This window comes from Georgenia ruanii (assembly GCF_009193175.1).
Taxonomy (GTDB): Bacteria; Actinomycetota; Actinomycetes; order Actinomycetales; family Actinomycetaceae; genus Georgenia; species Georgenia ruanii.
Map to the genome: position 1 here is coordinate 94,558 of NZ_VUKE01000008.1, position 18,505 is coordinate 113,062.

An 18,505-nucleotide genomic window follows, 5' to 3' on the forward strand; every position below is an offset into this window, starting at 1 on the left:
CCGCTCCACCTCGCGTCGACCGCCGCAGTTCAAGCTGTGGCGGTCGACGCGTCTTGCCGTAGTCGTCGGACTGACGCGCCGACCGTCGACGCGGACCGAGGCGCGGACCGACGCGTCGGACTGTCGACGCGGACTGACGCACCGGCCACCGCACCGACCGACTCGCCGGACGCCGTGCGGGCTGGCGCCGTCGGGCGGGGCGTTCGGCTCCCGCTACCCCGGGCTCCCGGGACCGGCGACCACCCCGTGACGGTCGGGGGCGGCGAGCACCGCGGCCCGGGCCCGGTTCGCCCCCGCCGCCACGAACCGCTCCAGCGGGCCCTGCCCGAGGTACTTGTGCCACAGGACGGCGAACGGCAGCGCGACGCCGATGATGATGAGGTACCGGGCAAGGGGTTCGCCCACCAGGTCCGACAGCGCGAAAGGCGTGTGGGTGGAGTAGATGGTCAAGGTCATCGCCCCGGCCACCCCGATCGGCCACAGCAGGCGCCGGGCGGCGGGGAGCTTCGTCACCAGCAGGACGGCGCCGAGGACGGCGATCGCGCAGCCCACGGTGTGCAGCATGTCGAGCGGAGCGCCGGAGTGGTGCACGTTGACGCCGAGCCACCACCACGAGGGCACCTCGTCCGCGTCCCAGACCACCTGGTCCGGCGTCGCCCCCGCGCCCGCGGCGAGGAGGTGCTGCAGACCGCCCAGGGGGTAGAGCACCAACCACGAGACGAACCAGGTGACGACCGCCGTCGCCAGGCCGCCGACCAGCAGGCGGCGGGCCACCGTCGTGGAGGACAGGTTGAGCCGCCCGATGGCCAGGCCGGCGCAGATGTAGGCCATGTTGGTCACGGCCGGGAAGTCGCCCGTGACGAGCAGCTGCTGGACGAAGCCGCCGGGGTTGGAAAGAGGCGCGGAGAGGGTGAGTCGGTCGACGGCCTCCTCCCAGCCGAGGGCGTAGGACGCCAGCAGGATCAGCGGGCTGACCACGACCAGTCCGACGGCGATGCCGGCCAGCGTCCGCGGCCGCAGCCCGACCAGTGGGATGGCCAGGAGGAAGAACGCGCCGTAGTAGGCCAGGATGACCGAGATCGTCGCGACGTAGCCAAGGGCCAGGCCGATGGCGCCGATCAGCACGGCGCGGGCGGCGATGTTCGCCCGGGCGGCGCGCCGGACGCGGCCCTGCACGGGGTGCCGTCCCCCGGTGATGAAGGCCAGGCTGATGCCCGCCACCATCACGAACAGGGTGGCGGACCGGCCGATGACGGTCATGCCGGCCAGCGACGGCCCGCCGTCGGGCCCCAGCGGTTTCCAGACGTTCGCTGCCAGCATCGCCACGAGGGCGACCCCGCGGGTGACGTCGACGCCCAGGAACCGCGGCTTGCCGGGCGCGCCGGCGGTTCGGACCGGTGCTTCGGCGGCGGCACCTGGCGTGCTCCACCCACCGGTAGGTCCCGCAGCCGCATTCGCCCGGATGTGCGCCTCTCGCTCGGCCATGGCGAACTCCTCCCGCTCATCGTTGAGGACGTCACCCTCGCGGCCGCGAGTTCTGCGCAAGCGGGGTCGAGCACGGCCACGCTGGAGCGACCACGCTAACCAGACGCCCGGCGACACGGAAGCGTGGCTGACAGGCCTGTCAGCGGACCGACGAGGTCAGGATCTGCGGCGACGGCCGCGCTCGGGCACCGGCGGACCGTGTGCCTCCCGACACGGTCCGCCGTTTCCGTGCGCCGCGGCGTGGGCGTGGCCGCGGGCCGTCCCGCGCCGACCCCGCGCAGGCCGTCGACGTTCTCGGCCGCGGGGCGGACGGCAGGGCCGGCGAGGTCAGCGCGCCAGCTCGGCCAGCGCCCCGGCGAACCGCGAGAACTCGGCCAGCTGCTCCTCCAGCGGGCCGACCACCTGCTCGCGCACGGTCTGGTCCACCGCGGCCCGCAGCCGCCGCTCGACCCGCCGAGCCCGGCGCCTCGCGCCGGCCCGCGCGGCCACGGACCCCACCAGCGCCAGCAGCAACCCGGCCGCGAGCCCGCCGCCGAGCAGCACGGTGGGCCAGGGCAGGGGCCCGGCCATCGCCGTGACCGGCTCGGGCAGGCGGAGATAGGACAGCGCGGCGAGGACGCCGAGCCAGGCCGCGCCGGCGACCGCCGCGAGCAGGAACACCCACTGCAGCACGCCCAGCACCCGCCACCAGGCCGGTCGTCGGGTCTGCTCGAGCTCGGCGCCGGCCACCCGCTGGTCCAGGGAATCCACCAGCGCGGGGACGCGCGCGGTGACGTCCTCCAGCACGTCGGCGCGCCACTGCCCGGGCAGGTGCGTGGTGCCGCTCGCGACCATGGCGTGCGCCGCGGCCCGCACCGCTGCCTCCTGCACCGGCGTGGGGCCGGGCAGCGAGGTGCGCGCCAGGCGGACGTCCTCCGCCTGCGCGCCCAGGTGCAGACGCTTGAGCGGGTCCGGGCGCAGCCGGGACACCCATCTCACGGGTGGCCAGCCCACGTGCCGGCGGGCGGCGCGGACGTACGACCCGCGGGTCGCGTAGCGCACGGCGTCCACCCCGGCGGCCTGGGCCGCGGCGCCCACGAGCCGGGCCACCGCGGCGTCCCCGACCTCCACCGGAGCCGCAGCCGCGTCGGCCTCCGCCGCGCGGGCGAGCGCGGTGGCGGCGGTGCGCACGTCCGCGGCCAGGCGCAGCTGCGCCGCGCGCCGGCCCTCGGCGACGGCGGTGATCCGCTCACGCAGCTCGGGAACGCCGCTGCCCTCGCGGGCCGAGACGGCGAGCACCTCCACCCCGTCGAGCCCGTCGCGGGCCAGCAGCCGGGCCAGGTCGGCGAGCACGGCCGCGCGCTCGTCCGCGGCCAAGGTGTCGACCTGATTGAGCACCACCAGGGTGACGTCCGCGTGCGCGGCCATGGGCGCGAGGAAGTCGTCGTGCACGATCCCGTCGGCGTACTTCTGCGGGTCGAGCACCCAGACGAGCACGTCGACACGGCCCGCCATCCGCCCCGCCACCCGCCGGTGGTCGGCGACGGTGGAGTCGATGTCGGGCAGGTCGAGCAGCACGAGCCCGCCGGGGCCGTCGGGGCCGTCGGGTTCGCCCGGGCCGTCGGGTTCGCCCGGGCCGTCGGGGACGTCCGGGCCATCCCCGGCCACGGTGCGCTCGGGCACGCCGAGCCAGTCCAGCAGGTCGGCGGCGTCGTCGTCGCCCCACACCGCCGCCAGCGGCTGATGGGTGGTGGGACGGCGAGCCGCCACCTTGGCCACCTCGCGCCCGAGCAGCGCGTTGAACAGGGAGGACTTGCCCGAGCCGGTCGCCCCGAGCAGGGCCACGACTGTCCGTCCGGCGGCGAGGTTCTGCCGTTCCTCGGCGCGGCCGAGCAGCGCCCGGACGGCCTCGACGGCGGGAGCAGGCAGGTGCCCGTCCGCCAGCTCGACCGCCTCGCCGAGCAGGGACAGGTCGCGCGGCAGGGTGGCAGCCGGGTCGGCCGGGCCGCGGCGCAGCAGCGCGCTCACAGGCCCGCCTCCGCGCGCCGGGCGGCGCGCACGGCGGTGACGGCGGCCCCGATCCGGTCCGGCCCGCCGGGGTCGACGGCGAGCCCGGCGAGGGCGCCGCGGTAGGCGGCCGCCTGCGCGGCGAGGAACTCCCCGGCCCGCCGGTGCAGGTCGGCGCGCGCCGCCTGGGTCATCTTGCGCACGGCGTCGTCGCCGAAGACCGCCTCGAGGAGCTTCTGGGCCACGACGGCGGTGCCGCCGGCGATGGCGATCTCCGCGCCCGTCAGCCCCGCGGTGGAGGCGAAGAGGACCACCATGAGCGCGATGGCCAGGCCGTTGACGCCGAAGGAGAGCATCCGCGCGGTGAACCGCTTGTCGGCGCCCTCCTCGCGCACCATGCCCAGCAGGTCGCCCTGCCAGCCGCGCACCTGCGCCGAGGCCTGGTCGACGAGCCGGTCCTCGGAGGTCAGCGCCGCGGTGGCCCGCGCGAGGACGGTGCGGGCGCCGGGCTCGAGGCGCCAGGCGTGGTCGACGTCGGCGGCGGCCCGGGCGGCCTCGGCCACGAGCAGGGTCTGCAGCCCGGTCTCGATGGCGACGCCGACCTGCTCGGCCGGGGCGGGACGGCCCCGGAAGAAGCTGCCGATGCGGTCGCGGACGCGGCCCACGTGGGCCTCCACGGACCGGAAGAACTCCCCCGTGCCGACGAACTCCTGCCAGCGGGCGAGCACCTCCCCGCGCAGCATCGCCCCGTCGGCGGTGGCCGCCATGAGGCGCTGGTGGGCCTGCGCGTAGGCCTCGTCCACCTGCGCGGCCAGGGCGTTCTGCGCACCGATCTGGGCGCGGGCGGCGTCGCCCACGCCGGAGGCCCGCTCGAGGACGGCGTCCACGGCACCGCCGAGGGTCTGGCGGGCCACCGAGGCCCGCGAGCCGGCGTCGGCGGCGATGCCGTGCAGCCAGCCGCGCAGGGCGGCGACGTCGTCGGCGGGCAGCAGCCCGTCGGGGTCGAGGGTGGTCTCCCGGATGACGAACAGCGGCGCCCGGCCCAGTCCCTCCTCCTCCAGCCGCGCGGCGAGGTCCTGGCGCACCTCCGCGCTCACCCCGGCCGGGACCCGGTCGAGGACGACGGCGACGACGATGCGGCGGGCGGCCGCCTCGGCGAGCAGCGCCCACGGGATGGCGTCGCCGTACCTCGCGGCGGTGGTGACGAACACCCACAGGTCGGCCGCGGCGAGCAGCTGGTTCGCCAGCTGACGGTTCTCGGTGACCACGGAGTCGATGTCCGGGGCATCGAGCAGCGCCAGCCCCTCGGGCAGCTCGGCCGAGGCCCGCAGCTCGAGCTCGTGGTGGGCGCCCGCCCCCGTCCCGGGGGCGGCCGGCGCGCCGGGCGCGAGGGTGACGCGCGCGAGGCCGGGCAGGACGCGGTCGTCGGCGAACCAGGCCGCGTCGTCGGGGTGGTGGACCAGCAGCGGTCGGCGTGTGGTGGGCCGGATGGCCGAGGCCACGGCGACGCGGTCCCGCAGCAGGGCGTTGACCAGCGTGGACTTCCCGGCGCCGGTCGAGCCCCCGACGACGGCGAGCAGGGGCGCCTCGAGCTGCTCGTAGCGCGGGATGACGTAGTCGCCGAGCTGGTCGAGCACCTCGGCCCGCTCGGCGCGGGCCTCGTCGGCGCCGGCGACGTCGAGCGGGAGCGCCAGCCCGACGAGGGCCTCGCGCAGCCCGTCCAGCGCCGCGAGCACCGCGCGGGCGCCGTCGGGGCTCGCGAGCAGCGTCATCGACGCTCCGCCGGCACCGGGACGACCACCCGAGGCCACAGGTCCTCCTGCGGCGGGGTCCACGTGGCGGCGTCGGCGGGGACCTGCTCCCCGGAGCGGATGTCCTTGACCTCGTCGGCCTCCTCGCCGGGGAACCACACGAACGGGATGCCGCGGCGGTCGGCGTAGCGGATCTGCTTGCCGAACTTCGCCGCGGTCGGGGCGACGTCGGTGGGGATGCCCCGGGCGCGCAGGGCGCGCGCGACCCGGTCGCTGGCCCGGCGGTGCTCCTCGTCGGTGACGGCGACGAGCACGGCGGTGGGCACCGGCCGGGTGGCCCGCGCGAGGTCGTCGCCGAGCACGCGGGCGAGCAGCCGGGACACGCCGATCGACAGCCCGACGCCGGGGTAGGTGCGCTTGCCGTCGGAGGCGAGGGAGTCGTAGCGCCCGCCCGAGCAGATCGAGCCGAGGTTCTCGTGGCCCACCAGGGTGGTCTCGTAGACGCTGCCGGTGTAGTAGTCCAGGCCCCGGGCGATCTTGAGGTCGGCGACGACGGTGCCGGGGGCGAGGTCCTCGGCCGCCTCGAGCAGCGCGACCAGCTCGCCGAGCCCCTCGTCGAGCAGGTCGGAGCGGAAGCCCAGGGCGAGGACCTGGTCCGCCACCCCGGCGTCGACCCCGGAGATCGAGGCGAGGGCGAGGGCGTGAGCGGCCTGCTGCGGCGTCGCGCCGGCCTCCTGCTCCAGCGCGACGGCGACCGCCTCGGGGCCGATCTTGTCGAGCTTGTCGATCACGCGCAGCGCCGCCTCGACGTCCTCCAGCCCGATGGCCTCGTAGAAGCCCTGGGCGACCTTGCGGTTGTTGACGCTGATGCGCACCGGCGGGATCGGCAGGGCCGCCAGGGCCTCGGCCATCACGAGCGGCAGCTCCACCTCGTAGTGGAACGGCAGGGTGTCCGCGCCCACGACGTCGATGTCCGCCTGGGTGAACTCGCGGAAGCGGCCGTCCTGGGGTCGCTCGCCGCGCCAGACCTTCTGGATCTGGTAGCGCTTGAAGGGGAAGGTCAGCTGCCCGGCGTGCTCGAGGACGTAGCGCGCGAAGGGGACGGTGAGGTCGAAGTGCAGGCCGAGCTGCTTGTCGGGGTCCTCGGACGCTGTGTCCTCGGGGTCTTCCTGCAGCCGGCGCAGCAGGTAGACCTCCTTGGAGGTCTCGCCCTTGCGCAGCAGCTGGCTCAGCGGCTCGACGGCGCGCGTCTCGATCCCGGCGAAGCCATGGAGCTCGAAGGTGCGCCGCAGGGAGTCGAGGACGTAGCTCTCGACGACGCGGCCGTCGGGCAGCCACTCGGGGAATCCGGACAGGGAGGACGCACGTGCCATGGCCACGATCTTCGCACCCGCGCGCCCTTCCGGGCGATTCGCCCCGCCGCCGCGGCCGGCGTCCTCCGCTGGGCGCCCGACGGACGGCCGCTCGGCGTGGGCGGACGGCTGCTCGGCGTGGGCGCGGCTGCTCGGCGCCAGGTGGACGGCCGCGCCGCGTGGGACGGCGGCCGCTCAGCGCCGGCCCAGCGCCTCCCGCACGTACGGATTGGTGGCCAGCTCGTCGGCGAGGACGGTCGCCGGGCCGTGCCCGGGCAGGAGCACGGTGTGCGGCGGCAGCGCGCGGGTGAGGGTGCGTAGGGTGGCGGACATCTCGTCGGCGTCCCCGCCGGGCAGGTCGGTGCGGCCGATCGAGCCGGCGAAGAACACGTCCCCGCACAGCGCCACGAGGTGCATCCCGTCGTCGTCGGGCTCGGCGTGGGCGGGCAGCACCCCGTCGGTCTCCACCCGTCCGCGGGCGAGGAGCAGCGTGGACCCCTCCGTGTGCCCGGGGGCGGGCACCGCGCGCAGCACCACCCCGGGCACCGCCTCCCCACCCCCGCCGGTGAGCCAGGACGCCGGGAAGGGCGCGGCGCCGGCGGGCGACTGCCACGGCGTCGGCGCCAGCTGGGTGAAGTACTCGCCGAGGGGGCCGAGGGCGCCGGCCGGGTCCTCCAGCCGGTACGCGTCGCGGGGGGCGATGTACACCGGGGCGTCGCCGGCCAGCGCTGCGGCGTCCCAGACGTGGTCGGCGTGGCCGTGGGTGATGACCACCGCCCCGAGGCGCAGCCGGTGCCGGAAGAGCAGCTCTGTCACGACCGGCGCGGCGCCGGCGCCGGGGTCGACGACGACGGCGGTCCCGCCCTCCTCGGCGGCCAGGACGTACGCATGGGTCTCGAGCACGGGGGCGGTCGCCCGCAGCAGCAGCATGGGCCCAGGCTATCGGCCGCTCGGGCCGTTCCTTCCCGGGGAGCCCGGCTCCGAGATCGGACCGTGCTCCGCGCCGTGCGGGCCGCCCGGGGCACGCCAAGCGCCGCTCGGGGCGCGCCCGCCGCCGCTCGAGGGCGGTCCTCAACCCGCCGCGTCGCGAATGTGGTGTGATCCCCGTCGCCTCAGTCCCTAGACTGAGGGCCTCTCCACGCACCCGGGCCGCGACGCGGACCGGGACGCGCGCCCGCGGGCGCGCAGGCGCGGTGGGGCCGCGGCGGCGGGACCGCCCCGGGCAGGTACGAGAACGGTGTGGCACCACGCCAACTCCGTCATCGAGAAGGAGTGACGTCCAAGTGACCGAGCAGTCGAGCCCCAGCGAGACCCGCGCAGCGAACGAGCAGACCCAGAACGATGCCCAGGCATCCCCGGAGACGGAGGCGTCGGTGGTCGCGGAGTCCGAGCGCGCGGAGGAGGTCACCCCGACGGCGGAGAGTGCGGCGGCGGGCGACGCCCCCGCGAGCGGCGCTCAGGCCGCTCAGGCCGCTCAGGCCGCTCCGGCGGCGCACGTCGCCGACGGCGCGGGACCGGACGCCGCAGAGCCGTCCGCCCCTGACGCCGTCCCCGCTCCCGCCGCGGAGGCCGCTTCCGCGGGACCGGACGCCGCCCCGGCCGCGGACGCCGCCCCCGCGGGACCGGACGCCACCGGCGAGACCGCGACGGCGCCTCAGCCCGAGCGCGCCGAGGCTCCCGCGCAGCCGGCCGCCCCCGCCGCGGACGCTGCCTCCGCCGAGCCGGGCGGCGCCGACGAGATCGCGGCGGCCGCGCCCCACGGCGCGCCCGCCGAGCGGCCGCACCCCACACCCTCGCCCGCCGACGCCCGCCCCGGCCCGCGCGCGGTGCCCCGCCCGGTCCCGCGCCCCAAGGTGCCCGCCGCCGCGGCCCCCGTCGCCGCGCCGCCGGTGCCGCCCGTCGACGCCCACGACGCCGCGGAGGCCGCCGCCTGGGGCCGGGTGGACGACGACGGCACCGTCTGGGTGCGTGAGGCCACCGGCGAACGCGTCGTCGGCCAGTACACCGGCGCCGACCGGGAGGAGGCCCTCGGGTTCTACGTCCGCCGCTTCCTCGACCTACAGGCGCAGGTCGCGCTGTTCGAGGCGCGGCTCCCCCAGCTCAGCGGCAAGGAGATCGACCAGACCCTCGCCACCCTGACCGACGCGCTCAAGGAGCCCACCGCCGTCGGCGACCTCGACGGGCTGCGCACCCGCCTCGACCGCGTCCGCGCAGCCGCCGAGGAGCGCCGCGCGGAGGCCGCGGCCGAGCGGGAGGCCGCGCGCGCCCGCGCAGTCGCGGACCGCACGGCCATCGTCGAGCAGGCCGAGAAGGTCGCCGCGCAGGACCCCACCCGCACCCAGTGGAAGCAGTCCGGGGAGCGGCTGCGGGACCTGCTCGACCAGTGGAAGAACGCCCAGCGCACCGGCCCGCGCCTGGACCGGCCCACCGAGGACGCCCTGTGGAAGCGGTTCTCGCACGCGCGCACGGCCTTCGACCGCCACCGCCGGCAGTACTTCTCCGAGCTCGACGCCTCCCAGGCGCAGGTCAAGGACGCCAAGGAGCAGCTCATCGCGCGCGCCGAGGAGCTGGCGGCCTCGACGGACTGGGGCCGCACCACCGCCGCGTACCGGCAGCTGATGGACGAGTGGAAGGCGGCCGGTCGCGCCTCCCGCAAGGACGACGACGCGCTGTGGGCACGGTTCCGCGCCGCCCAGCAGCGCTTCTTCGACGCCCGCAACGCCCAGAACGCCGAGATCGACGCCGAGTACTCCGAGAACCTCAAGGTCAAGCTCGCGCTGCTCGAGCAGGCCGAGGCGCTGGTGCCCGTCACGGACGTCAAGGCCGCCAAGGCCGCCCTGCGGCCGCTCCAGGACAAGTGGGACGCCGCGGGCAAGGTGCCCCGGGCGGACGTCCAGCGCGTCGAGGGGCGCATGCGCGCCGTCGAGCAGGCGGTGCGCGACGCCGAGCAGGCGGCCTGGCAGCGGACCGACCCGGAAAAGAAGGCCCGCGCGGAGGGCGCCGCGGCCCAGCTCGAGGCCGCCATCGCCGGCCTGGAGGCCGACCTGGCCCGGGCCCGCGAGACCGGCGACGAGTCGCAGATCGCCGAGGCGCAGACCGCCCTCGACGCCCGCCGCGCGTGGCTGGACCAGGTCCAGCGCACCGCGCGGGACTGAGCCCCGAAACACCGCCGGCCGGCCCCTCCGGGGGCCGGCCGTTCGTGTCTGGGCCGAAGCGGGCGCCGCGTGGGCCGCCCGGCCGTCACACCGCCGTGGCGGTGCGCGTGTTCTTCGTGCCCGTGACGCGGTAGGCGTCGAAGACGCCGTCGATGCGCCGCACGGCGTTGAGCACGTGCCCGAGGTGCGAGGGCTCGGCCATCTCGAAGACGAATTTGCTGATGGCCACCCGGTCCCGGGACGTGGAGACGGACGCGGACAGGATGTTGACGTGGTTGTCCGACAGCACCCGGGTCACGTCGGACAGCAGCGCATTGCGGTCCAGCGCCTCAACCTGGATCTGGACCAGGAACGTGCTGTGCGCCTGGGCGGCCCAGCTGACCCCGACCATCCGCTCCGGCTGGGCGCGCAGGCCCTCGACGTTGCCGCAGTCGGCCCGGTGCACCGAGACCCCCGACCCGCGGGTGATGAACCCGACGATCGGGTCCCCCGGCACCGGCGTGCAGCAGCGGGCGAGCTTCACCCAGATGTCGGTGTCGCTCATGCCCTCGACGACGACGCCGGAGTCGCCGGTGCGGTGCCGCGGCCGGTGCTCGCCGGGCATGGTGGCCTCGGCGAGGGTCTCCTCCGCGCCCGGCTCCCCGCCCATCGACTGCACGAGCCGGTGGACGACGTTCGACGCCGAGACGTGGTTCTCGCCGACCGCCGCATACAGCGCGGACACGTCGGCGTAACGCATCTCGGTGGCCAGCGCGCTGAGCGAGTCGTGGTTCATCAGGCGCTGGATGGGCAGGTTCTGCTTGCGCATCGCCTTGGTCAGCTGCGCCTTGCCGGCCTCGATGGCCTCCTCGCGGCGCTCCTTGGTGAACCAGGCCTTGATCTTGTTGCGCGCGCGGGGGCTCTTGACGAAGCTGAGCCAGTCCTGGCTGGGCCCGGCGTTCTCCGCCTTGGAGGTGAAGACCTCGACGCTGTCGCCGTTCTCGAGCACCGAGTCCAGCGGCACGAGCCGGCCGTTGACCCGGGCGCCCACCGTGCGATGGCCGACCTCGGTGTGCACGGCGTAGGCGAAGTCCACCGGCGTGGCCCCGGCCGGCAGCGCGAGCACGTCGCCCTTGGGGGTGAAGACGTAGACCTCCGCCCCGGACATCTCGTAGCGCAGCGAGTCGAGGAACTCCCCCGGGTCCGCCGTCTCCCGCTGCCAGTCGACGAGCTGACGCAGCCAGCCCATCTCCCCGCCGCCGGGCGGGCCGCCGTCGACCTTGGCGCCCTTGGCGTTGGGGTTCTCCTTGTACTTCCAGTGCGCCGCGACGCCGTACTCCGCGCGCCGGTGCATGTCGTGGGTGCGGATCTGGATCTCCACCGGCTTGCCGGCCGGCCCGACCACGGTGGTGTGCAACGACTGGTAGAGGTTGAACTTCGGCATGGCGATGTAGTCCTTGAACCGCCCCGGCAGGGGGGTCCAGCGGGCGTGCATCGCACCGAGGGCGGCGTAGCAGTCGCGCACGGTGTCCACGAGCACCCGCACGCCGACGAGGTCGAAGATGTCGTCGAAGTCGCGGCCCCGGACGATCATCTTCTGGTAGATCGAGTAGTAGTGCTTGGGCCGGCCGGTGACCACGCCGCGGATCTTCGCGGTGCGCAGGTCCGCCTCGATCTGCTGGCGCACCGTGGCGAGGTACTCGTCCCGGGCGGGTGCCCGCTCGGCGACGAGGTGCTCGATCTCCTCGTAGACCTTCGGGTACAGGGTGGCGAAGGAGAGGTCCTCGAGCTCCCACTTGATGGTGTTCATGCCCAGCCGGTGGGCCAGCGGGGCGTAGATCTCCAGGGTCTCCCGGGCCTTCTTGCCCGCCTTGTCCGCCGGCACGTACTTCCACGTGCGGGCGTTGTGCAGGCGGTCGGCGAGCTTGATGACCAGGACGCGGATGTCCTTGGCCATGGCCACGACCATCTTGCGGACCGTCTCGGCCTGGGCGGCGTCGCCGTAGGTCACCTTGTCGAGCTTGGTCACGCCGTCGACGAGGAGGGCGATCTCGTCGCCGAACTCGGCGCGGAGCTCCTCGAGCGGGTACCCGGTGTCCTCGACGGTGTCGTGCAGCAGTGCGGCGGCGAGAGTGGGCGCGGTCATTCCCAGCTCGGCGAGGATGGTGGCGACGGCGACCGGGTGGGTGATGTAGGGGTCGCCGCTCTTGCGCAGCTGGCCCCGGTGGGCCCGCTCGGCCACCTCGTAGGCGTGGACGATGAGCTGGGTGTCCGCCTTGGGATGGTTCGCGCGGACGGCGCGCAGCAACGGCTCGATCGCCGGCGGGCTGGAGTGCCCGCGCGAGCCCAGCCACACGAGACGGGAGCGCACGCGGGAGCCGGGCACCACCGACTCGGCGGCGCTGCCCTCCCCCGTCGTCTGCACCCGTTCACCGGCCATTGCACGATCCTACGGCGTGCCCGGAGCACCCACGACCAAGGCCCGGCCGCTTCGTCCCCGGGCGAAACGGCAGGCCGGCGGGGCGGCCGCCGGAGCGACGGTGGTCGTCAGGAGACACCTGGCCGGCGAACCGGCCGCCGGAGCGACGGGGGTCGTCAGGAAACCTGGCCGGCGAACCGGCCGCCAGAGCGACGGGGGTCGCCAGGAAACCTGGCCGGCGACCCGGCCACCAGAGCGACGGAGGTCGCCAGGAAACCTGGCCGACGGCCCGCCGGCGCACGACGAGGCGGGCGCCGACCGGGACCGGCGGTCAGTACACCAGGACGGAGTCCACCTGGTAGCCGTCGAGCTTGGTCCGCCCGCCCAGCGCGGCGAGCTCGAGCAGCATCGCCAGCGCGACGACGTCGCCGCCGCTGCGTTCGACGAGCTCGATGGCCGCCGCGCCCGTGCCGCCGGTGGCGAGCACGTCGTCGATGATGAGGACGCGCTGGCCCTCGCTGATGGTCTCCGGCCGCAGCTCCATCCGCGCGGTGCCGTACTCGAGGGCGTAGTCGACGCCGAGCACCGGCCCGGGCAGCCGGCCGGCCTTGCGCACGGTGATCATGCCGACGCCGAGCTCCAGCGCCAGCGGCGCGGCGAGGATGAACCCGCGCGACTCCAGGCCGGCGACGGCGTCGACCTGGCCGCGGTACTTCTCGGCCAGCCCGCGCACCAGCGCGCCGAACGCGGCGCCGTCGGCGAGCAGCGGCGTGATGTCCCGGAACAGCACCCCCGGCGCCGGGAAGTCGGCCACCTCGCGCACGTGGTCACGGACGAGGTCCGTGAGCTGCGCAGGGAACGCGGAGGTGGGTGCTGCCGTCATCGTCGGCCCTTCTTTCGCTTCGGCTGGGCGCTCGGCCCGAGGTGGTGGCCCGCCACGACGCCGACCCCGAGGTCCTCGGTGGAGGGCGCAAGGTCGGCCTCGCCGTCGTCATCCCCGCCCTCGCCGTTGGCGGCGCGGGTCTTGGCGCGGTGGGCGAGCACCTGGCGGGTGTGCTTGGCGATCGGGGCCTGCCGCTCGCGCAGCGAGACCTCCAGCGGCGCGGCGATGAACACCGAGGACCACGTGGAGAGCAGCATGCCGACGAACAGGGCGAGGCCGATGTCGCGCAGGGTGCCGGCGCCGAGGAGGAAGGCACCGACGAACAGGATCGACGCGACCGGCAGCAGGCCGGTGACCGAGGTGTTGATAGAACGGACCAGCGTCTGGTTCACCGCGAGGTTGGCGCCCTCGGCGTACGTGCGCCGCTTCTGGTTGAGCAGGTGGGCGTTGTTCTCGCGGACCTTGTCGAACACGACGACCGTGTCGTACAGGGAGTACCCGAGGATCGTGAGGAAGCCGATGACCGACGCCGGGGTCACCTCGAAGCCGACGAGGGCGTAGATGCCCACGGTGACGACGAGGTCGTGCACGAGCGCCCCGATGGCCGCCAGGGACATCGTCCAGGTCCGGAAGTACGCCGCCATGACGATCGAGACGAGCACGAGGAAGATCACCAGGCCCTGCAAGGCCTTCGCCGTCACGCTGGACCCCCACGAGGGGCCCACGTAGGTGGCTGCGACGTCGTTGACGGGCACGCCGTACTCCTCGGCGAGCCCCTGCTTGACCTGCTGGGTCTGCTGGTCGGTGAGCTTCCCCGTCTGCACGCGCAGCGAGTTGGCGCCCACCCCGGAGACGCGCGGGGCCTCGCCCGTGCCGGTCTGCGCGATGACGTCGTAGGCCCGCTGCTGGTCGAGGGTCTGGGCGCCCGAGACGGTGAACTGCGACCCGCCACGGAACTCGATGCCCGCGTTGATGCCCTTGAAGCCGAGCAGCAGCAGCGAGGCGACCATGAGCGCGCCGGCGACGGCGAACCAGGTGCGGCGCCGGCCGACGAAGTTGATCGACCGCTTGCCGGTGTAGAGCTCGTTGCCGAGGGTGGCGAGGCTGGCCATCACCGCTCACCTCCTGCGTTCGGGCTCTGGGGATCGTCCTGGTCGGCCGCGGCGGCGTCGGGGCCGGTGTCGGCGGGGTCCGGGCCGGGCGACGCGGCGGTCTCCTCGGCGCGCTGGCGGGCGCGCTCGGCGGCGCGCCGCTCGGCGATGGTCAGGCGGCGGCCCTCGCCGGCCTCCTCCGGGCTGGCCGGACCGGTGCCGCCGGGCAGCGCTCCGCCCGTCCCGACGCCGGCGCCGACGAGCGCCTTGTCGCGGGCGGCGGCGCGCGCCGGGGCGGGGGCGAACCGGCCGCGGCCGCGGTAGGTCATCGACGTCGCGCCCAGGGACTTCGGCTCGAGGCCGGAGAAGCGGTGGCCCTCGCCGAAGAACTTCGTGCGCACGAGCAGCTGCATGACCGGGTGGGTGAAGAGCATCACGACGACGAGGTCGATGAGCGTGGTCAGGCCCAGGGTGAACGCGAAGCCCTGCACCCCGCCGACGGCGAGGAAGTACAGCACCACCGCGGCGAGGAAGTTCACCGCGTCGGAGGCGAGGATGGTGCGGCGGGCACGGTCCCAGCCGCGCTCGACGGCGGCGCTGAGCACGCGGCCCTCGCGCACCTCGTCGCGGATGCGTTCGAAGTAGACGATGAAGGAGTCCGCCGTGATGCCCACGGCGACGATCAACCCGACCACGCCGGGCAGGGACAGCCGGTACCCGATCGTCCAGGACAGCAGCGCGATGACGCCGTAGTTGAGGATGCCGGCGGCGACCAGGCTGGCGATGGAGACGACGCCGAGGCCGTGGTACTGCCAGATCATGTACAGCACCACGAGGATGACGCCGATGATGCCGGCGAGCACGCCGCGGGCGAGCTGCTCGCTGCCCAGGGTGGCGGAGATCTGGTCCTCGGACTGGACCTCGAAGTTCAGCGGCAGCGAGCCGAAGTTCAGCTGGTTGGCGAGCTGGTTGGCCGTCGCCTGGGTGAAGTTGCCGGAGATCTGGGCGCGGCCGTCCAGGATGGCGTCGTTCATCCGCGCGTTGGAGACCACGAGCCCGTCGAGGACGACGGCGAACTGGTTCCGGGGCTCCTGCAGGGTGAGCAGGCGCTGGCTGAACTCGGCGAAGGTCTTCGTGCCCTCGCCGTTGAGCTGCAGGCTCACCACCCACTGGCCGGTGCTCATGCCCTGGGAGTTCTGGCCGATCCCGGCCGTCGCGGTCTTCACGGCGGTGCCCTCGAGCGCGGCCGGGCCGAGGATGAACTTCTGGCTGCCGTCCTGGGAGCAGGAGACCATCGGCTTGGCCGGGTCGTCGGTGGAGCCGCCGGTGCGGTTGGCCGGGTCGGTGCAGTCGAGCGTGTAGAAGTCGTAGTTGACCTGCTCGGTGATCCAGGCGGGGTCGGAGCTGTTGGCCGGCTCCGTCGCCGGGGTGTCGGAGAGCTTGCCGTCGCCGTCGGTGTCGGCCGCCTTCATCGCGGCGGCCTTGATCTCGTCCGCCGTCGGCTTGGTCGTGGGCTGGGCGGTGGGCTGCTCGCCCTTCTCGGCGGCGGCCACCGCGGCGGGGTCGATGGTGCCGGGGGCGCCGGCGGCCAGCACCGGGCGGAAGCGCAGCTGCGCGGACTCGCGGACGAGGTTGAGGGTCTCCTCCGAGGGCTGCCCGGGAAGCGAGACGACGATGTTCTGCCCGCCCTGGCTGGTGATCTCCGCCTCGCTCACCCCGGAGGCGTCCACGCGTTGGCGGATGACCTCGATGGCCTGCTCGACGTCCTTCTGGGTGACCTGGGAGTTGTCCGTGGTCTTGGGCGTGAGGATGAGCTGGGTGCCGCCCTCCAGGTCGAGCGCGAGCTTGGGGGCGAGGGACGCGGCGTCCTCCTGGCCCTTGGTCAGCTGGACGCCGGCGACGAGGCTGCCGATCAGGGCGATGATCACGACGGCCAGGAAGATGAGCTTCCGGCCGGGCCGGGGCTGGTTCGGGCGTTTCGCCACGGTGTCTTCTCTCGGTGCAGGGCTGTGCCGCCGGCCGTGGGCCGGCGGGGACGGAGGGCGGGCGGGGTCAGGCGCGTGGCTCGGGACCGGGGCGCGGGCCCTGGTCCTCCGACCGCTCCGGGTCGTCCGCCGGGTCGCCGACCGGGCGGTCCTCGGGCTCGGTCGTGGCGGCCTCGGCCGGCGGGTCGGTCGTCAGCGAGGAGGCGTCGTCGGGCACGACGAGGTGCTCGCCGTCCTCGTGGGCCGGAGCGAACGGCGGCTCCTTGATCTCCTTGATGGCGCTCTTGAGCCAGATGGTCTCGACGCCCGACGGGCTCTCGAGGGTCACGACGTCGCCGTCGACGTCGACGACACGGCCGAAGAAGCCGCCGATGGTCATGACCGAGGTCCCGGGCACCATGGCCTGGCCCATGCGCTCGCGCTGCTCGGCCATCTTCTTCTTCCCGCGGTTCGTGGTGAACCACATGACACCGATCATGAGGGCGAGGAAGAGAAAGATTTCGTATCCCATGAGGGCGTGGCTCCGCTCGGTTGAGGGCATTTGGCCCCCTGAGTCTAGGCGAGCGGCGGCCCCGGCCGGAACACCGGGCCCCGGTGAGTCCGCACACCAGTACTGAGCGGCCAGCGGCGACGGTTCTGAGAGGCCAGGGGCGACGCGCGCGGGGCACCGCACCGATCCGCCCCGCCGAGCGGCCCGCACGGCTCGTGGCGGGCACGCGGCCCGAACCCACGACCCCGCACGGTCGGCGGACGCCGTCAGGCGAACAGCATGCCCTCGGACGGGGGGCGCAGGCCGAGGTGGTCGTAGGCGGCCGGGGTGGCCATGCGCCCGCGCGGGGTACGCACGATCAGGCCCTCGCGCACGAGGAACGGCTCGGCGACCGTCTCGACGGTCTCCGGCTCCTCCCCCACCGTCACGGCCAGGGTGGTCAGGCCGACCGGGCCGCCGCCGAAACGCTGGCACAGCGCCTGCAGCACGGCGCGGTCGAGCCGGTCCAGGCCGAGCCGGTCCACCTCGAACACGTCGAGCGCGCCGTGCGCGGCGGCGAGGTCGAGCACCCCGGTCCCGCGCACCTGGGCGAAGTCCTGGACCCGGCGCAGCAGCCGGTTGGCGATGCGCGGGGTGCCGCGCGAGCGCGACGCCAGCTCGGCCGCGGCGTCGCCGCGCAGCTCCACCCCGAGCAGCCCGGCGCTGCGGCGCAGCACCTGCTCGAGCTCGGCCGGGGAGTAGAACTCCAGGTGGCCGGTGAAGCCGAACCGGTCGCGCAGCGGCGCCGGCAGCAGCCCGGCCCGGGTGGTCGCGCCGACGACGGTGAAGGGCGGCAGGCTCAGCGGGATCGACGTGGCGCCCGGGCCCTTGCCGACGACGACGTCGACCCTGTAGTCCTCCATCGCCAGGTAGAGCATCTCCTCGGCGGGGCGGGCCAGGCGGTGGATCTCGTCGATGAAGAGCACGTCGCGCTCCTGCAGCGAGGAGAGGATCGCCGCGAGGTCCCCGGCGTGCTGGATGGCCGGGCCGGAGGTCATCCGCAGCGCGCCGTCGACCTCGGCGGCGATGATCATCGCCAGGGTGGTCTTGCCCAGCCCGGGCGGGCCGGAGAGCAGCACGTGGTCGGGCGGGGTGTTGCGGGCGTTGGCGGCGTCGAGCACGAGGGAGAGCTGGTCGCGCACGACGGGCTGGCCGACGAAGTCCGCCAGCCGGCGCGGGCGCAGCGCGGCCTCGGCGGCGCGCTCGAGGTCGTCGGCGGCGGAGTCGACCACGCGATCGTCAGCCATGGCGGTGCCCGCCCAGGTGCTGCAGGGCCGCCCGGAGCACGCCCGGGACGTCGACGGGGCCGCCGTCGGCGCCGGTCACGGCCTCCACGGCGCCGGCGGCGACCTTCTCGCTCCAACCGAGCTGGACCAGGGCCTCGACGACCTCGGGCGAGGGGGCGGCCGCCGCGGGGGTGACCGCGGGCGCGGCCTCGCCGGTGGCGGGGCCGAGCTTCTCCCCCACCTCCAGGACGATGCGCTGGGCACCCTTCTTGCCGATGCCGGGCACGCGCTGCAGGGCGGCGAGGTCCTCGCCGGCCACGGCGCGGCGCAGCCCGTCGGGGGTGTGCACGGCGAGCATGGCCAGGGCCAGGCGCGGCCCGACGCCCGAGACGGTCTGGAGGGTCTCGAAGACCTCGCGCTCGTCGTCGTCGGCGAAGCCGAACAGGGTCAGGGAGTCCTCCCGGACGACAAGGGAGGTGGCGAGCCGGGCCTCGCGGCCCGGGACGAGGCCGGCCAGGGTCGTGGGCGTGGCGTGCACCAGCATGCCCACCCCGCCGACACGGACCACCGCGCGGTCCAGCCCGACGGCCTCCACCTCACCGGTGACTGACGCGATCATGCGGTCCTCTCGCGACGGCCCGCCGCAGCGGGGACGAACACCTGT

Annotated in this window: 13 protein-coding genes; 1 reads left to right on the forward strand and 12 read right to left on the reverse strand. The window is 74.9% G+C overall.

Annotated features, from left to right (window positions below; genetic code table 11):
- Positions 1-213: 213 nt before the first annotated feature.
- The 5 genes from GD880_RS09695 to GD880_RS09715 form a co-directional block, all read right to left on the reverse strand.
- Positions 214-1,485 carry a heparan-alpha-glucosaminide N-acetyltransferase domain-containing protein gene (locus tag GD880_RS09695; RefSeq protein WP_152231421.1) on the reverse strand — a complete coding sequence of 424 codons (1,272 nt, stop codon included), beginning with the start codon at positions 1,483-1,485 and terminating at the stop codon, positions 214-216.
- Between the two features lie 327 nt (positions 1,486-1,812).
- Positions 1,813-3,492 (reverse strand): GTPase, encoded by a 1,680-nt coding sequence (locus GD880_RS09700; RefSeq protein WP_226909528.1) that lies wholly within the window; start codon positions 3,490-3,492, stop codon positions 1,813-1,815.
- Positions 3,489-5,243 (reverse strand): dynamin family protein, encoded by a 1,755-nt coding sequence (locus tag GD880_RS09705; protein ID WP_152231422.1) that lies wholly within the window; start codon positions 5,241-5,243, stop codon positions 3,489-3,491. The genes GD880_RS09700 and GD880_RS09705 overlap by 4 nt, the downstream gene beginning before the upstream one ends.
- Positions 5,240-6,595, reverse strand: coding sequence for a histidine--tRNA ligase (hisS, locus tag GD880_RS09710; RefSeq protein ID WP_152231423.1), 1,356 nt, complete (start codon positions 6,593-6,595; stop codon positions 5,240-5,242). The genes GD880_RS09705 and hisS overlap by 4 nt, the downstream gene beginning before the upstream one ends.
- A gap of 174 nt (positions 6,596-6,769) precedes the next feature.
- Positions 6,770-7,504 carry an MBL fold metallo-hydrolase gene (locus GD880_RS09715; RefSeq protein ID WP_152231424.1) on the reverse strand — a complete coding sequence of 245 codons (735 nt, stop codon included), beginning with the start codon at positions 7,502-7,504 and terminating at the stop codon, positions 6,770-6,772.
- A gap of 353 nt (positions 7,505-7,857) precedes the next feature.
- Between GD880_RS09715 and GD880_RS09720 the strand changes: the two genes are divergently transcribed.
- Positions 7,858-9,729 carry a DUF349 domain-containing protein gene (locus GD880_RS09720; protein WP_226909529.1) on the forward strand — a complete coding sequence of 624 codons (1,872 nt, stop codon included), beginning with the start codon at positions 7,858-7,860 and terminating at the stop codon, positions 9,727-9,729.
- Between the two features lie 85 nt (positions 9,730-9,814).
- On the opposite strand, the gene GD880_RS09725 is transcribed toward GD880_RS09720, so the two are convergent.
- The 7 genes from GD880_RS09725 to ruvA all read right to left on the reverse strand — a co-directional run bounded on the left by GD880_RS09725 (position 9,815) and on the right by ruvA (position 18,460).
- The gene (locus tag GD880_RS09725) at positions 9,815-12,148 is read right to left on the reverse strand and encodes a RelA/SpoT family protein (RefSeq protein ID WP_152231425.1); all 2,334 of its coding nucleotides are present in this window, start codon (positions 12,146-12,148) and stop codon (positions 9,815-9,817) included.
- A gap of 310 nt (positions 12,149-12,458) precedes the next feature.
- Positions 12,459-13,010, reverse strand: coding sequence for an adenine phosphoribosyltransferase (locus tag GD880_RS09730; RefSeq protein WP_152231426.1), 552 nt, complete (start codon positions 13,008-13,010; stop codon positions 12,459-12,461).
- Entirely contained in the window at positions 13,007-14,122 is a 1,116-nt protein-coding gene (gene secF, locus GD880_RS09735; RefSeq protein ID WP_152231427.1) for a protein translocase subunit SecF, read from the reverse strand. Before secF ends, GD880_RS09730 begins: the two co-directional genes overlap by 4 nt.
- Positions 14,122-16,086: a protein translocase subunit SecD gene (secD, locus tag GD880_RS09740; RefSeq protein ID WP_152231428.1), complete on the reverse strand. Its 1,965-nt coding sequence runs from the start codon at positions 16,084-16,086 to the stop codon at positions 14,122-14,124. The genes secF and secD overlap by 1 nt, the downstream gene beginning before the upstream one ends.
- Before the next feature lie 67 nt (positions 16,087-16,153).
- Positions 16,154-16,627, reverse strand: a complete 474-nt coding sequence (yajC, locus tag GD880_RS09745; RefSeq protein WP_152231429.1) for a preprotein translocase subunit YajC — start codon at positions 16,625-16,627, stop codon at positions 16,154-16,156.
- 215 nt (positions 16,628-16,842) lie between these two features.
- On the reverse strand, positions 16,843-17,862 hold the full coding sequence (gene ruvB / locus GD880_RS09750; RefSeq protein ID WP_152231430.1) for a Holliday junction branch migration DNA helicase RuvB: 1,020 nt from the start codon (positions 17,860-17,862) through the stop codon (positions 16,843-16,845).
- Positions 17,855-18,460 carry a Holliday junction branch migration protein RuvA gene (gene ruvA, locus GD880_RS09755; protein ID WP_152231431.1) on the reverse strand — a complete coding sequence of 202 codons (606 nt, stop codon included), beginning with the start codon at positions 18,458-18,460 and terminating at the stop codon, positions 17,855-17,857. The genes ruvB and ruvA overlap by 8 nt, the downstream gene beginning before the upstream one ends.
- Positions 18,461-18,505: the final 45 nt, after the last annotated feature.